The organism is Paraburkholderia sp. EG304 (assembly GCF_046543485.1).
GTDB lineage: Bacteria > Pseudomonadota > Gammaproteobacteria > Burkholderiales > Burkholderiaceae > Paraburkholderia > Paraburkholderia youngii.
Genome location: NZ_JBKGUA010000030.1, coordinates 49179 through 63367, shown reverse-complemented (window position 1 = coordinate 63367; position 14189 = coordinate 49179). Strand labels below are relative to the sequence as shown.

The 14189-nt window shown below is 65.7% G+C and carries 15 protein-coding genes; 4 read left to right on the top strand and 11 right to left on the bottom strand.

Translation table 11 applies throughout. The annotated features are described in order from the left end of the window. Positions 1-89 precede the first annotated feature (89 nt). Positions 90-962: a symmetrical bis(5'-nucleosyl)-tetraphosphatase gene (locus tag ACLFKU_RS28725; RefSeq protein ID WP_410851327.1), complete on the top strand. Its 873-nt coding sequence runs from the start codon at positions 90-92 to the stop codon at positions 960-962. Positions 963-998: 36 nt separating this feature from the next. Here the strand turns inward: ACLFKU_RS28725 and ACLFKU_RS28720 are convergent, their stop codons facing one another. From ACLFKU_RS28720 to ACLFKU_RS28685, 8 genes are all read right to left on the bottom strand, one after another. Beyond that, the gene (locus ACLFKU_RS28720) at positions 999-1856 is read right to left on the bottom strand and encodes a lysophospholipid acyltransferase family protein (protein ID WP_368585861.1); all 858 of its coding nucleotides are present in this window, start codon (positions 1854-1856) and stop codon (positions 999-1001) included. 39 nt (positions 1857-1895) lie between these two features. Further along, on the bottom strand, positions 1896-3173 hold the full coding sequence (locus ACLFKU_RS28715; RefSeq protein WP_410851326.1) for a dihydroorotase: 1278 nt from the start codon (positions 3171-3173) through the stop codon (positions 1896-1898). 73 nt (positions 3174-3246) lie between these two features. After that, positions 3247-4272 carry an aspartate carbamoyltransferase catalytic subunit gene (locus ACLFKU_RS28710; protein ID WP_410851325.1) on the bottom strand — a complete coding sequence of 342 codons (1026 nt, stop codon included), beginning with the start codon at positions 4270-4272 and terminating at the stop codon, positions 3247-3249. A 63-nt stretch (positions 4273-4335) separates the two neighbouring features. Continuing rightward, on the bottom strand, positions 4336-4875 hold the full coding sequence (gene pyrR, locus ACLFKU_RS28705) for a bifunctional pyr operon transcriptional regulator/uracil phosphoribosyltransferase PyrR (RefSeq protein WP_410851324.1): 540 nt from the start codon (positions 4873-4875) through the stop codon (positions 4336-4338). Continuing rightward, positions 4862-5302: a Holliday junction resolvase RuvX gene (gene ruvX, locus ACLFKU_RS28700; protein ID WP_410851323.1), complete on the bottom strand. Its 441-nt coding sequence runs from the start codon at positions 5300-5302 to the stop codon at positions 4862-4864. The genes pyrR and ruvX overlap by 14 nt, the downstream gene beginning before the upstream one ends. A 10-nt stretch (positions 5303-5312) precedes the next feature. Continuing rightward, positions 5313-5891, bottom strand: coding sequence for a YqgE/AlgH family protein (locus ACLFKU_RS28695; RefSeq protein ID WP_013088593.1), 579 nt, complete (start codon positions 5889-5891; stop codon positions 5313-5315). Between the two features lie 308 nt (positions 5892-6199). Continuing rightward, a complete protein-coding gene (locus tag ACLFKU_RS28690) occupies positions 6200-7606 on the bottom strand; it encodes a hypothetical protein (RefSeq protein ID WP_368585857.1) in 1407 nt (468 codons plus the stop codon). Between the two features lie 301 nt (positions 7607-7907). Continuing rightward, positions 7908-8078, bottom strand: a complete 171-nt coding sequence (locus ACLFKU_RS28685) for a rubredoxin (RefSeq protein WP_006047743.1) — start codon at positions 8076-8078, stop codon at positions 7908-7910. Between the two features lie 298 nt (positions 8079-8376). Here ACLFKU_RS28685 and ACLFKU_RS28680 point away from each other — a divergent pair, with 298 nt between their 5' ends. Continuing rightward, the gene (locus tag ACLFKU_RS28680; protein ID WP_368585856.1) at positions 8377-9240 is read left to right on the top strand and encodes a hydroxymethylpyrimidine/phosphomethylpyrimidine kinase; all 864 of its coding nucleotides are present in this window, start codon (positions 8377-8379) and stop codon (positions 9238-9240) included. 114 nt (positions 9241-9354) lie between these two features. After that, the gene (gene cysC / locus ACLFKU_RS28675; protein ID WP_368585855.1) at positions 9355-9993 is read left to right on the top strand and encodes an adenylyl-sulfate kinase; all 639 of its coding nucleotides are present in this window, start codon (positions 9355-9357) and stop codon (positions 9991-9993) included. A 204-nt stretch (positions 9994-10197) separates the two neighbouring features. Here the strand turns inward: cysC and groL are convergent, their stop codons facing one another. The 3 genes from groL to ACLFKU_RS28660 all read right to left on the bottom strand — a co-directional run bounded on the left by groL (position 10198) and on the right by ACLFKU_RS28660 (position 12988). After that, a complete protein-coding gene (gene groL / locus ACLFKU_RS28670) occupies positions 10198-11838 on the bottom strand; it encodes a chaperonin GroEL (RefSeq protein ID WP_008923886.1) in 1641 nt (546 codons plus the stop codon). A gap of 53 nt (positions 11839-11891) precedes the next feature. Next, on the bottom strand, positions 11892-12182 hold the full coding sequence (groES, locus tag ACLFKU_RS28665; RefSeq protein WP_008923887.1) for a co-chaperone GroES: 291 nt from the start codon (positions 12180-12182) through the stop codon (positions 11892-11894). A 416-nt stretch (positions 12183-12598) separates the two neighbouring features. Further along, positions 12599-12988 carry a hypothetical protein gene (locus ACLFKU_RS28660; RefSeq protein WP_410851322.1) on the bottom strand — a complete coding sequence of 130 codons (390 nt, stop codon included), beginning with the start codon at positions 12986-12988 and terminating at the stop codon, positions 12599-12601. 319 nt (positions 12989-13307) lie between these two features. Here ACLFKU_RS28660 and ACLFKU_RS28655 point away from each other — a divergent pair, with 319 nt between their 5' ends. Then, entirely contained in the window at positions 13308-13925 is a 618-nt protein-coding gene (locus tag ACLFKU_RS28655) for a hypothetical protein (protein WP_368585853.1), read from the top strand. Positions 13926-14189 lie beyond the last annotated feature (264 nt).

The window sequence follows — 14189 nt, the reverse complement described above, 5'->3', positions numbered from 1 at the left end:
GGGCTATTATGTCACGCTAGCTTGCTGCTCTGCCCAGCGTGGCACGCGTCGTGCAACACCGCGCGTGTCGAATCGACCTGATTTCCTCGATGACACCCCACAACGCTTCCAGTACGTCCGCTCCCCTCGTTCCCCTTGCATTCGGCGATCTGCAAGGCTGCCGCGCGCCGTTTCAGCAACTGCTCGCCAAAGCCGCGCCGCCGGACGGCACACCGCTGTGGTTCGCCGGCGATCTGATCAACCGCGGCCCCGACTCGCTCGACACTTTGCGGGACGTCATCGCGTTCGGCGAGCGCGCGGTGCCGGTGCTCGGCAATCACGATCTGCATCTGCTGTCGGTGTCGGCGGGGATTCGCAAGTCGAAGAAAGGCGACACGATCGAAGACATCCTCGCCGCGCCCGATGCCGCCGATCTGCTCGAGTGGATCCGCCACCGGCCGCTCGCGCATTTCGACAACGGCATGCTGATGGTGCACGCGGGCGTGCTGCCGCAATGGGATACGACGCTGACGCTGGAACTCGCCGACGGATTGCAGCGCGCGCTGCGTGCGCCGAACTGGAAAGAAACGCTTGCCGGCCTGTACGGCAACGAGCCGAACCGCTGGAAGCCGGGCCTGAAGGGAATCGAGCGTCTGCGCGTGACGTGCAGCGCGTTGACACGCATGCGCTTTTGCAGCGCCGATGGGGTGATGGATTTCAGCAGCAGCGGCACGCTCGCATCCACGCCGAGCGGTTGCATGCCATGGTTCGACGTGCCGTCGCGCCAGACCGCCGACGTGACCGTCGTGTTCGGTCATTGGGCCGCGCTGGGCCTGATGCTGCGCGATAACCTGATCGGCCTCGATTCGGGTTGCGTGTGGGGGCAGAAGTTGTCGGCGGTACGGCTCGCACAAAATCCGGCCGAGCGTACGTTGACGCAGGTCGATTGCGATTCGTGCGGCGTGCCGCGCGGGGGCAATTGAACAGAAGGCGGCGACGCTGCCCGGCAGCACCGCCGCTCAGGCCGAGCGGCGCGGCTGATCGACGGGCTCGATCAGCGTTTCCGGCGTCTCGGCGGCGTCGCTCGACGGCGCGGCAGCTGCCACGTCGCCCTCTTGCGCGACCGTCCCCGCCACTGCGTTGCCGGCCTGCATGTCCCGCAACGCGTTCGCCACCACATTCTGAGCCTGCGCCGCGAGCACCCGCCGGTCGGCGTTCGGCGCGAGCGGTGCGCCGACATAGACGTGAGCGGTTAGCGGACCGCCACGCAACAGCATGTCGAGCGAGTCGGACAATGACACATCGTCGATATACGCGGGTGCGGTCGACTGCCGGCCCTGCGCATCCTCGTACATGATGCACAGCGGCTGCACCGGCACACCGGCCGACACCGCCGCCTGGAACATGTTCGCGTGAAAGGGCAGCAACTCGAGCCCGTTCGACGTCGTGCCTTCGGGGAACACGCACATCAGTTCACCCGCACTGAGCCGATCGGCGAGTTCGTGCATGATCCGCTTCGCGTCGCTGCGCTTCTCGCGCTGGATGAACACCGTATCGAGCTGCTGCGCGAGCCAGCCAACCACTGGCCATTGCCGGATCTCCGCCTTCGACACGAACGGCGTCGGCCGCCACGCGTTGATCACGTAGATGTCGATCCACGAGACGTGATTGGCGACGACGAGCGCGCCACGATCGAGCCGCACCGCATCGTTATGCACGACGAGGCGCATGCCGCACAGCCGCAGCATCTTCAACGACCACGCGCGATTGAGCGCGTGTCGCCGCTCGGCGCTCGCGTTCGGAAAGCGCGTCGCGACGGTCCACATGCCGTGCAGCAGATGCGTGATGAGACGGATCTTGCGTAACGCGAGCTTCATGGCCGGAGCTTTCCTTGACTGGACCGAGACGATGCCCGCTCAGCGCTGTTCGTACGCGAGCTGACCGGACACGACGGTCGCGCGCACCTGCGCCGGCAGTTCGTAGCCGAGGAACGGCGTGTTGTGCCCCTGACTCTTCAGCGCGCGCGGCTCGACGCGCCAGTGAGCGTGACGGTCGAACACGCAGAGGTCGGCCACCGCGCCGACCGCGATACGGCCAGCCGCTTCGAGGCCCAACACCTGCGCCGGCGCCGCGGTGATGCGATTGAGCGCGGTCGCGAGCGGCACGCCCGCTTCGTCGGCCCACTTGACCGTCAGCGACAGGAACAGTTCGAGGCCAGTCGCGCCGGGCGTCGCTTCGGCGAACGGCAGCAGCTTTTCGTCGTCGACCGGCGTGTGCGCGGAGCAGATCGCGTCGATCGTGCCGTCGACGAGGCCCGCGCGGATCGCTTCGCGATCGCGCTGTTGACGCAGTGGCGGATCGAGCCTGAACTGCGCGTCGAAATAGCCGATGTCGAGGTCGATCAGATGCACGTGGTTGACCGTGACGTCGCACGACACCGGCAGGCCTTCGGCCTTCGCCGCGCGCACGAGCGCGACGCCCGCCGCCGACGACACATGCGACACATGCACACGCGCGCCGGTCACGCGCACGAGTTCGAAGATCGTATGCAGCGCGATCGTTTCGGCCGACACCGGCACGCCCGACAGACCGAGCCGCGACGCCAGCGCGCCGCTCGCGGCGACGCCGCCCTTGCCGAGGTACGCATCGACGGGACGCAGCCACACGGTGAAGCCATAGGTCTTCGCGTATTGCAGCGCGCGCATCAGCACCTGGGTATCGACGATCGGCGTGTCGGCCTGCGAGAAGCCGACGCAGCCCGCCTCGGTCAGCTGGACCATCTCGGTGATGACTTGCCCCTTCAGACCGACCGTCAACGCACCGAGCGGATACACGTGCGCCTTGTTCAGATTGCGCGCGCGGAACTTCAGCATTTCGACGAGGCCCGGCTCGTCGAGCGTCGGATCGGTGTCCGGCGGACATACGAGGCTCGTCACGCCGCCCGCGAGCGCCGCGGCCATCTCCGAGCCGAGCGTCGCCTTGTGCTCGTAGCCCGGTTCGCGCAAACGCGCGCACAGGTCGACAAGACCCGGCGCGATCGACAGACCGTGGGCGTCGATCGTGCGCTCCGCCTGGAAGCCGGCCGGCGCGTGGCCGAGAGCGGCGATCTTGTCCGCCTCGATAAAAATGTCCTGCTGCTGTTCGGTGCCCGCTGCCGGATCGATCAGCGTGCCGCCTTGAATATGAATCTTCATGCGCTGCCTTTGTTAAACCTGTGGTTCAGCCCTGTGGTTCAGCCTATCGTTCGGCTTCCCGATCAGTCGTCGCTCAGTCGTTATTGCCCGCGACGATCCCCATCACCGCCATGCGCACCGCGATACCGAACGTCACCTGATTCAGGATCACCGATTGCGGGCCGTCCGCGACCTGCGAGTCGATCTCGACGCCGCGGTTCATCGGACCGGGGTGCATCACGATCGCATCGGGGGCGGCGAGCGCGAGTCGCTCGGGCGTCAGCCCCCAGCTCTTGAAGTACTCCTGCGACGACGGCAGCAACGCGCCGCTCATGCGTTCGTTCTGCAGGCGCAGCATGATGATCACGTCGACGTCCTTCAGCCCTTCGTCGAGGTTGTGGAACACGCGCACGCCCATCTGTTCGAGGCCGCCCGGCAGCAGCGTGCGCGGACCGATCGCGCGCACTTCGGGCACGCCGAGCGTGGTCAGCGCATGAATGTCCGAGCGCGCGACGCGCGAATGCAGGATGTCGCCGACGATCGCCACGCGCAGCTTCGTGAAGTCTTTCTTGTAGTGGCGGATCGTGTACATATCGAGCAGACCCTGCGTCGGGTGCGCGTGACGGCCGTCGCCGGCGTTGATCACGTGCACGTGCGGCGCGCAGTGCTGCGCGATCAGGAACGGCGCGCCGCTCGACGCATGACGCACGACGAACAGATCGGCGTGAATCGCCGACAGGTTGTTGATCGTGTCGAGCAGCGATTCGCCCTTGCTCGTCGACGACGCGTTGATGTTCAGATTCAGCACGTCGGCCGACAGCCGCGTGGCCGCGATCTCGAACGTGGTACGGGTGCGCGTGGAGTTCTCGAAGAACAGGTTGAACACCGACTTGCCGCGCAGCAGCGGTACCTTCTTCACTTCGCGATCGGTCACGCTGACGAACTGGTCGGCGGTCTCGAGAATGTGATTGACGATGGCCTTCGGCAAGCCCTCGATCGACAGCAGATGCTTGAGCTCGCCGTTCTTCGTGAGCTGCGGGTTGCCCTTCAGGAAGCCGTAGCGGAAGCGCTCGGATGCGCTAGCGGAGGAATCTTGCGGAGCCTGGGTGGCGGTGTTCATGATGTACCTGCTTCAAATACGGGCGTCAACGTGATCGAGGTCGGCGCGTCGCTCGCGCGAGTTTCAATCGACGCGTGCTTCAGTGTGAAAAGAGAACCGCTGGCCGCCCGCGCCGTCGTCTTCGTGGGCCAGCACGAGCGTCGCGTCGGCCGGCACGTCGACCACGCCGCCGACGAAGCGCGCCGCCACCGGCAACTCGCGTCCGCCGCGATCGGCGAGCACCGCGAGTTCGACCGATGCCGGCCGGCCATAGTCATACAGTTCGTTTACCGCCGCGCGAATCGTGCGGCCCGTGTACAGCACGTCGTCGACCAGCACGATGCGGCTGCCATCCACCGTGAACGGCAGCGAGGTCGGGCTCGCCTGCGCGTGCAGCCCTTTCTTCGCGTAGTCGTCGCGATGCAGCGCGACATTCACCACGCCGAAGCTCGCCAGGTGCAGGTCACGCGCGAGCCGCTCGGCGAGCCATGCGCCGCCGCTATGGATACCCGCTAGCACCGCCGCCTGGGTGCCGTCGTGCGCTGCGGCGAGCTGGTCGCCATAGGCCGCGCGAATCTGGTCGAGCAACGCGCGATACAGCGCTTCGGCGTCAATGAAACTCATGTTCGTCGGAAAGTCCGTCAAGATATTGCTGGAGGATGATGCTCGCGGCTTCGGCATCGAGCATGTCGGCGCGGGCGTTGCCGGCGCGGATTTGCGCCTCGGCCTCGACCGACGAATAGCGCTCGTCGACCCACGTGACCGGCAGATTGAAGCGGCCGTTCAGCTGGTTGCCAAAGCGCTTCGCGAGTTGGGTGCGTTCGTGCGGCGTGCCGTCGGGGTGCATCGGCAGGCCGACCACCAGCGCATCGGGCTTCCATTCGGCAATCAGCTTGCCGAGCGCCTCGAAACGGTAATCCTTGCTGCGGTTCTGCACGACGACGAGCGGCCGCGCGCGGCGCGTCAGCGAATTGCCGACCGCCACGCCGATGCGTTTCACGCCGTAGTCGAACGCAAGCAGCGTCGCCTCACGTCCGGCCGGCAGATTCATGCGCGGCCCCTCATGCGTGCCCGGCCTCGCCCGACAGCATCGACAGCGACACGCCGAGCAGCGCGAGCGCCGCTTCGAGACGATCTTCGGCCGGCACGTCGAAGACGATCTTCGGATCGGCCTCGACCGTCAGCCAGCCGTTCTTCGAGATTTCGTCTTCGAGCTGACCGGCGCCCCAGCCGGCGTGGCCGAGCGTCAGCAGAAAACGCTCCGGACCGTTGCCGCTCGCAACGGCCTCGAGCACGTCTTTCGAGGTGGTCATTTCGAGCCCGCCCGGCACCGACATCGACGATGTGTACGCGCTGCCGCCTTTCGGATCGTGCAGCACGAAGCCGCGCTCGGTTTGCACCGGGCCGCCGAAATACACGGGAACATGGAGAAGAGGTTCGATCTCGAGCTTCAGATCGATGCGATTGAAGAGCGCTTCCAGGTCGATATCGGTCGGCCGGTTGATCACGAGGCCGAGCGCGCCGCGCTCACTGTGATCGCAAAGGTAGACCACCGTTCCTGAAAACGTCGGATCGGCCATGTTCGGCATGGCGATCAGGAACTGGTTGGTCAGATTGATGCGATCGGTACTCTTGGACATAGTTCGGATTTTAGCAAAGACGATGCGCGATGGCGGGCTGCTTTGAGCATGGCAACGCGTTGGGTTGCACGCTACGTGCGGCGTCATCGACGCCGGATCAAGTTCCACTCTATCACGCGCGGGACTTGCGCCATGCCGCGATCAGGCGCCGAAACACCGCGTAGAACGGCAGGTTTGACGCGCGTCGCGAAGTAGCGCAATTGTGACTTGTCACAATGGGTTTCAGCGGATTCGGCACGCGACGGTCGAGACGTAGCCGACGCAATTCGCGCGCCACGTCGCGCGTTTGGTTCAAGTTTGCTTGCGCTTCACGCGCCGCCCTGCTCGATTGCGCGCGTGAGCGCGGCGAGCGCCGCCTGCGTGGAGCTGCCACCGGCTGGCCCAACACCCGCGGCGACCTTGTGCAGCGACGCGCGCAACGCCTCGGCGGCCTGTTCGAGCGTGTCGGCCGCCGGCGCGCCGACGATCACGTGTACGCGCACCGCCGGCGTCGCGACCGCCGCGTGCGCACGACGTCGCCATGCGAGCCCGAGCGCATCGGCGAGCAGCGCCACATGACCAAGGCCGAGCGCGCAGGCGGCCGAGCCGAGCCGGTAGGCGGCGTCGCCCGCCTGCAGCGCTTCACTCGGGTCGGCTTTCTCCGGCTGATCGGCCGCGCGGGCATGGGCGGCGAGCGCCTCGATCGATGCTTCGGCGGTCTGCAGGAAATCTTCGTATGCGTTCGCGTTGACGCTCAGCACGCCGAGATCACGCGTGTGCGGCAGCGACTGCGCTTCGAGCGCGCGCGCCTCCCACAGCGCTTCCGACGACTGCGTGCCGGCGACGTGCCAGTCGACGGTCAAGCCGTAATCGTGCAGCACCTCGACCTGGTCGGCGTCTTGCGCGGCCGCGCCGAACAGCGCGTAGTCGCGCCACAGCAGCGCGAGCGTGGCGCGCACCAGCGAACGCGGCGCGCGCTCGATGCCGCGCGCGTGATCGGCGAGCGCCAGGTTGCAGCGCGCGTAGAAGCGCCGTGCGTCGATATCGCGAATTGCATGGCCGCGCGCGCGCAGCGCCTTCGCGCAGGCGCGCGCGAGCCGCCAGAAGTCGTAGGGATCGGGGCCGGCGAGTTCGGCGAAGACGGCGTCGAGCTCGTCGAGCGCGGCGTTGGTGACCGCAAGCGCCACCGCGCTACCCGTGTCGGCCTGCGAGCGCAGCACCGGCAGCAGAGCGCGCTCGTAGCGTGCCCGCAGATGCGCGAGCTGGTCGGCGGATTGCGCGTGCAGCGACGCGGGCGGCACCGGCCGCGCGCACAGCGCGAGGTCTTCGAACGCGACGGCGGCGCCCGGCGTGGGTTCGACGAGTTGCGCGCACAACTCGCGGTAGTGGTTGAACAGCGTCGGCGAGCAGCTGAGCTCACGCAGATTGTGACGTTCGAGCGCCGCGCGGAAGTCATGCAGCGCCGCGCCGAACACCGGCCGGGCGCTTTGCGCTTCGGCCGACTCGTCGCTCGCGAGCGGCGAGAGCCGCACCAGCGCGTCGGCGAAACGCTGCGCGCTGAGCCAGCCCGCCGTGCGCAATGCATGCGAGGCGCGCAGCAGCGCGGCACCGCTCTCGTGGCGCTGCTCGAATGCGAGCGACGCCTCGGCGAGCGCAAGTTCCGCGGAGCGGACAGCGCCGCCGCGCGGATTCGGCAGTGCATCGATGGAAACGGGTGCAGCGGATCGAAGAGTCATGGGCAGGCGACACGAAGCTGACGGCGCCGTCGCTTCGCGCCGCGTGCCGAGTGAGCGGCCACCGCGCGAACCGGCGACAGGACAATGACAGACTACCGTTGCGACACGACGCGTCCGGCGATGTTCCGCGCTAGCGCGCTCTGACAGGCGCCGGGCGCGCCGGACGCATCAAGCGATTGCAGCAATTGTGCGGTGGAGACACCGCTCACCTTCGGGATTGAAGCTCAGGGTTCAGGTTGGGTTGGGGACCGAACCTCGGGACCCCGTTTGGAGGCCGAAGCTTGCGGCGGCTTGCCGTGCTTCAGATCTGGACCATTTCGAAGTCTTCCTTGCGCGCTCCGCACTCAGGACACGTCCAGTTGATGGGCACGTCTTCCCAGCGCGTGCCCGGCGCAATGCCTTCGTCGGGCAAGCCGGCCTCTTCGTCGTAAATCCAGCCGCAAATCAGGCACATCCAGCTTTGATATTCCATTCTTTTGTCGCGTCGTTGAGTCCGTGGAAACGGGAGCCATGATGGTACCGTGTTGCCGCCCCCATGCCTAGCAATCGAAAACGCGCAATCGTAGCGTGGACCGGCCTTCGGCGGGGCGCCCACGCGCCGTGCCGGCGCCGCTTGCGGCGTCTTGCCACGCGTTGGGCGGGTGCCAGCGGCACCGTAGAGTGGGCCCTCGGGCAAGCTGCGCGAAAAAACGCCCTGTCAACGGTTTAGGCCGCATAATTGAGCCACTTGCGCACTGTGCGCCGAAATCCTGCTTTCCTCATCCATTTTCATGCCCAGCGACACGCCTCCGATCGTCCTCACCTTCGGCCTCTCCGATCCCACTGGCGGCTCCGGCCTGCAGGCGGACCTGATGACACTTGCCAGCATGGGCTGCCACGGCGTCTCCGTGCTCACGGGCTACACCGTGCGCGACTCGGCGAGCTGCGATGAAGTGACCGGCCTCGACCCGGACATCGTCGCGACGCAGGCGCGCATGCTGCTCGAGGACATGCCGATCGCCGCCTTCAAGGTCGGCGCGTGCACGCGCGCCGAAGTGGTCAGCGCGATCGCGGAAGTGGTGGCCGACTACGACGATGTCCCGCTGATCCTCGCCCCGGACTTCACGCTCGACGACGAACACGTGCTCGCCGCCGACGAACTGCGCGAAGCCATCGCCGATCTGCTCGCACCGCAAACCACACTGCTGGTCGCCGACGCGTCGACGCTGCTCGCGCTTGCGCAGCCCGACGGCGACGCCGAGGCGCCGAGCCTCGACGCCGCGATCTCGCACCTGCTGTCGCAGGGCTGCGAATACATTCTGTCGACGGAAACCGGCACGCACCGGCTCGTCAACACGCTCTTCAGCGAGGACGGCCAGTTGCGTCAGGACATGTGGGACCGCGCGCCCCATCGGCTGACAGGCCTGACCGATACGCTCGGCGCAGCGATCGCCGCGCTGCTCGCCAACGGCCAGGAGCCCGCGGAAGCGGTGCGCGAAAGCCAGGAGTATCTGTACCAGGCGGTGCGCAATGCGTTCCGACCCGGCATGGGGGCGTACATGCCCGACCGGTTCTTCTGGGCACGCAGCAGCGACGACGACGAAACCCCGCCCGCGCAAGGCAAGGGAGCAGCGCCCGGGGAAGCGCGGCACTGACCTGGTCATTCATCGGTAATCGATCGCGGATTCCACGGAACGCCTGCACAACGCTGGCACGTCGCGACAAGGCTGGCACTGCGAGTGAGCCAGAGGAGTCAGGAGAACTTTTACATGAAAGAGCCGCCCAGCTTCGTGCAACGCTTCCCCGGCAAGATCGCGGCGCAGGACCGCCTGCGCATATTCGATCAGACGCCCGCCACGATCTGGCTGACCGGCCTGTCCGGCGCCGGTAAATCGACACTGGCGTTCGCGCTCGAGGAGCGGCTGATCGCGCTCGGTCATGCCTGCTATGTGCTCGACGGCGACAACATCCGCCAAGGTCTGGCGAGCGATCTGGGCTTCGAGCGCGACGACCGGCGCGAGAACATCCGCCGCGTCGCGCACGTCGCCCAGTTGATGAACGACGCGGGTTTGATCGTGATCACCGCGCTGATTTCACCGCTACGCGAAGACCGCGCAATGGCGCGCGAGATCATCGGAGCAGACAAGTTCGTCGAAACCCACGTCTCCGCCTCGCTCGCCACCTGCGCGAGCCGCGATCCCAAAGGTCTTTACGCGAAGGCGAGGTCAGGCGAGATCAGCTCGTTCACCGGCGTATCGGCGCCCTATGAAGCACCGATCGATCCCGACCTGCACGTCGACACCGGAGCGCTGAGCCCCGCGCAAAGCGTCGCGCAGATCTTCCACTACCTGCGCGAAAAGTGTCTCGGAAGATCGGCTCAGCGTACGGCTCACGCCGCGGGCGCCTGATCCGAACTCAGGGCGTCCGGAAGCGCTCGCCGGCCGCCACATCAACCCCGACGCCCAAACGAAAAAACCCGCCTGAGCGGGTTTTTTCGTTTGGGGAAACGCCTCGCGGCGCACTCCCCCTCATGGACTTCCAACCGGGCCTCGTCCGTGATCCAGACGCGCGGCAATTCAACCACGCGACCGGACCACGAGGCCCGAGCGGAATTACATGTCCATGCCCATGCCGCCCATGCCGCCGGGCATGCCGCCAGGCATCGGAGCATCTTCCTTCGGCAGTTCGCAGACAGCTGCGTCGGTCGTCAGCAGCAGGCCAGCAACCGAAGCTGCGTTTTGCAGCGCCGTACGCGTCACCTTCGTCGGGTCCACGACACCTGCGTCCACCAGGTCGACGTACTCGCCCGTCGCTGCGTTGTAGCCGTAGTTGCCGTTGCCAGCAGCAACCGCTGCCACGACGACGCTCGCTTCTTCGCCACCGTTGGTGACGATCTGGCGCAGCGGCTCTTCCATTGCGCGCAGAACGATCTTGATACCTGCGTCCTGATCGGCGTTAGCGCCCTTCAGGCCAGCGATCGCCGTACGTGCACGGATCAGCGCGACGCCGCCACCAGCGACGATGCCTTCTTCCACAGCTGCGCGCGTTGCGTGCAGTGCGTCTTCGACACGTGCCTTCTTTTCCTTCATTTCGACTTCGGTCGCAGCACCGACCTTGATCACTGCAACGCCGCCTGCCAGCTTGGCAACGCGTTCTTGCAGCTTTTCCCGGTCGTAGTCCGAGGTCGCTTCTTCGATCTGCTTGCGCACTTGCTTGACGCGAGCTTCGATGTTCGCTGCTTCGCCAGCGCCGTCGATGATCGTGGTGTTTTCCTTGCCCACTTCGATACGCTTCGCCTGACCCAGTTCAGCCAGCGTTGCCTTCTCGAGCGTGAGGCCGGTTTCTTCAGCGATGACCTGACCGCCGGTCAGGATCGCGATGTCTTCCAGCATCGCCTTACGACGATCGCCGAAGCCCGGTGCCTTGACAGCAACGGTCTTCAGGATGCCGCGGATGTTGTTGACCACCAGCGTTGCGAGCGCTTCGCCTTCGACGTCTTCAGCGATGATCAGCAGCGGACGGCCAGCCTTCGCGACTTGTTCCAGAACCGGCAGCAGATCACGAATGTTCGACACCTTCTTGTCGTGCAGCAGCACGAACGGGTTGTCGAGCACGGCAACTTGCTTGTCCGGGTTGTTGATGAAGTACGGCGACAGGTAGCCGCGGTCGAATTGCATACCTTCGACGACGTCAAGTTCGTCTTGCAGCGACTTGCCGTCTTCGACGGTGATCACGCCTTCCTTGCCGACCTTGTCCATTGCTTCAGCGATGCGCTCGCCGATCGACGAATCGCTGTTCGCCGAGATCGCGCCAACCTGGGCGATTTCCTTGTTGGTCGTGCACGGCTTGCTGATCTTGCGCAGTTCTTCGATTGCGGCTGCAACAGCCTTGTCGATGCCGCGCTTCAGGTCCATCGGGTTCATGCCCGATGCGACGTACTTCATGCCTTCGCGGACGATCGATTGCGCGAGAACCGTAGCGGTCGTCGTGCCGTCGCCTGCGTTGTCGCTGGTCTTGGAAGCGACTTCCTTGACCATTTGCGCGCCCATGTTCTGGAGCTTGTCTTTCAGTTCGATCTCTTTTGCGACCGACACACCGTCCTTGGTGACCGTCGGGCCGCCGAAGCTGCGCTCGAGGACCACGTTGCGGCCCTTCGGACCCAGCGTGACCTTCACGGCGTTGGCGAGAATGTTCACGCCTTCGACCATCTTGGCACGGGCGGAATCACCGAATACGACGTCTTTAGCTGCCATCTTCTAACTCCTTGAATACTTTGGATATAACCGGGGAAGTAGCGACGTTGCGCTTACTTCTGCACCACGGCCATGATGTCTTCTTCGCGCATCACAAGCAGTTCGTTGCCGTCGACCTTGACGGTCTGGCCTGCGTACTTGCCGAACAGGACGCGGTCGCCGACCTTCACGTCGAGGGCGATCGCTGCGCCCTTGTCGTCGCGCTTGCCCGGGCCGACTGCGAGGATTTCACCTTGATCCGGCTTTTCCGCTGCGGCTTCGGGGATCACGATGCCCGACGCGGTCTTGGTTTCCTGATCCAGACGCTTGACGATCACGCGATCATGCAAAGGACGAAGGTTCATACATACTCCTCTCTGATTGAGACTGAAGAACGCTGAGAAAACCCGGCTGGACGAGCCAACCGGAGATGTTGTTAGCACTCTCGTGCAGCGAGTGCTAATTATATGGACGGGTAGTGACAAATTCAAGAAGTGCGGAGCAGCGACACCGCGGGCGGGGTTTTGCCCGACCGGCGGGGTGCGGGCGCATCGGCGCGGTCATGCGCGTGAGCTGCGAACCCGAGCAAAAACAAATACTTGCAGCGAGGTTCACGGCCTGTCGCCGCACCGAGAAGGGGCGGTATCGCAGACAAACAACAACCGCGCACCGTACTCCATCCCGTCGGATCTCCTATTTCCAGGGAAAACCCCCGTCCGGTCGAGCATAAGGTCGCAAGGCCCGTACGGCCCGCGACACCGACCGGCTCATCCGGTTCGACTCACTTCTGCGCAGGCGGGCGCAACGCATTACCTGCCATCCACTTGAGCCGTTCGCAATTGACCTTGATGCGCGCTGCGAATTCCTTCGGATCTCGCTCGCGCAGTGCGTTCATCCGGCTATTGGTGTCGTCGGCGCGATGCCAGCCCGCGTCCCAGCGCTGATCGAAATCGGTCGCTCCGGTCAGCACCTTTCGGAGCCGCTCCTTATAGGCGCCGATCCGCTCGGGCGACGCGCCGCAAAACGCCTGCGCGAAATTCGCCCGCTCGCCCGCCGTCTCCGCGCTCATGTTGGCGTCGCTCGCGCCGCTCGCGAGCGGCGCCGCGAGCGACAGCATCGACCAACAAAGCGCAGCGCAAAGCGGTCGATAGCGATACGATAGGTTCTTCATCTTCGACTCCTGACGATCCTTCGTGGCGACCAGGGATTGTCCCGATCTGCAACGCCGCCTTGCCGATTGTGTCCTGATTGCACTGCACGATGGCGTTTTCGCGCGCTATTCGATGCATCGCGCGGCCAAGCCGCGGTGCTACGCTCGTTAAAGCGGCATTCGCGACGTGCCCTTCCGGGGAGCCGTGGCACGAGCACCGCAACGCCACGGCCTATCGGCAGGCCGCGACAGAAACACGAGCGCCAGGCATCAACAACAAGCTCGAAACGACACGAAATCAAACACAAAAAGGCGAGACATCGCTGCGGGAGTGACTGCGATGGCATTTAAAACATATACCGTACTGACGCTATTGGTGACGAGCACAGCCGCGTTCGCGTGGCGGCCAGTCACCTATCCGATCCGAAGTCAGAGCCCTTACGAGCGCAGCATCGATAACGCGATGTGCTACGCCGAGGCGAACCGCGTGACCGGGGTCAACATGGCCCACGAGTCGCAGATTCCGCCGCGTCAGCCGCCGGCGGCCAAAGGTGCGTCGACCGGCGTACCGTCGAAACCCCCGCTTCCCCCCAGTTCCTTCTCGGCCACGCCGCTGCCGTGGAACGCGAGCGCGCCCGAAGCCGCGAGCGCGCCGCTCGCCGGCGCGCAAGCGCCTGGCGGCGCAGCGTCGGCGAAGCCCGTGAACGAAGCCGCGGCCGGCGCCAGCGCGCCTGGCGCGCCGGCCACCGCGGCGGCGAATGCACCGCCGAACGCATCGGCGGCGGCACCGGGCGCAACGGCGGCACCCGGCGCATCGGACGGAGCGGCCGCTTCGACGCAGGCCAACGCGGCGTCGAACGTGAAGCTGCCGCCGCTGCCCGCGCCCGAGCCTCCGATGACCCGCTATTGGGCCGCCTACGGCGCGTGCATGCAGGCGCGCGGTTACGTCGTCCAGTAGTTCGGCCGACGCCGCCTGCGAGCGTCGTCGCATTCATTCTTTTTGATGGCGCCGGCCTTCGGCGCCAGTGGAGCGACACGGCCATGCCGCGCGACTCGACTTCCGACCAGCCGTTTTTCCATCACTGCGCATACTGCGGCGTGCCGCTGCCGGGCCGTTTTTCGCCGTGTCCCGCATGCCATGCGCTACCGATCGATTCGTTCGATACCGACGACAAGCCCGGCGAGCGCGCCGCGCGATCCCGGGCGCTGAGCACATCGCGCG

Excerpts from the sequence above, each read along its gene's own strand:
- ACLFKU_RS28720 (WP_368585861.1), bottom strand. The coding sequence starts at position 1,856 with ATGAAGCTCGCGTTACGCAAGATCCGTCTCATCACGCATCTGCTGCAC.
- ACLFKU_RS28695 (WP_013088593.1), bottom strand. The coding sequence starts at position 5,891 with ATGTCCAAGAGTACCGATCGCATCAATCTGACCAACCAGTTCCTGATC.
- ACLFKU_RS28680 (WP_368585856.1), top strand. The coding sequence starts at position 8,377 with ATGCCCAGCGACACGCCTCCGATCGTCCTCACCTTCGGCCTCTCCGAT.
- groL (WP_008923886.1), bottom strand. The coding sequence starts at position 11,838 with ATGGCAGCTAAAGACGTCGTATTCGGTGATTCCGCCCGTGCCAAGATG.
- ACLFKU_RS28715 (WP_410851326.1), bottom strand. The coding sequence starts at position 3,173 with ATGAAGATTCATATTCAAGGCGGCACGCTGATCGATCCGGCAGCGGGC.
- ACLFKU_RS28660 (WP_410851322.1), bottom strand. The coding sequence starts at position 12,988 with ATGAAGAACCTATCGTATCGCTATCGACCGCTTTGCGCTGCGCTTTGT.
- pyrR (WP_410851324.1), bottom strand. The coding sequence starts at position 4,875 with ATGAGTTTCATTGACGCCGAAGCGCTGTATCGCGCGTTGCTCGACCAG.
- ACLFKU_RS28710 (WP_410851325.1), bottom strand. The coding sequence starts at position 4,272 with ATGAACACCGCCACCCAGGCTCCGCAAGATTCCTCCGCTAGCGCATCC.
- groES (WP_008923887.1), bottom strand. The coding sequence starts at position 12,182 with ATGAACCTTCGTCCTTTGCATGATCGCGTGATCGTCAAGCGTCTGGAT.
- ruvX (WP_410851323.1), bottom strand. The coding sequence starts at position 5,302 with ATGAATCTGCCGGCCGGACGTGAGGCGACGCTGCTTGCGTTCGACTAC.
- cysC (WP_368585855.1), top strand. The coding sequence starts at position 9,355 with ATGAAAGAGCCGCCCAGCTTCGTGCAACGCTTCCCCGGCAAGATCGCG.
- ACLFKU_RS28685 (WP_006047743.1), bottom strand. The coding sequence starts at position 8,078 with ATGGAATATCAAAGCTGGATGTGCCTGATTTGCGGCTGGATTTACGAC.
- ACLFKU_RS28655 (WP_368585853.1), top strand. The coding sequence starts at position 13,308 with ATGGCATTTAAAACATATACCGTACTGACGCTATTGGTGACGAGCACA.
- ACLFKU_RS28725 (WP_410851327.1), top strand. The coding sequence starts at position 90 with ATGACACCCCACAACGCTTCCAGTACGTCCGCTCCCCTCGTTCCCCTT.
- ACLFKU_RS28690 (WP_368585857.1), bottom strand. The coding sequence starts at position 7,606 with ATGACTCTTCGATCCGCTGCACCCGTTTCCATCGATGCACTGCCGAAT.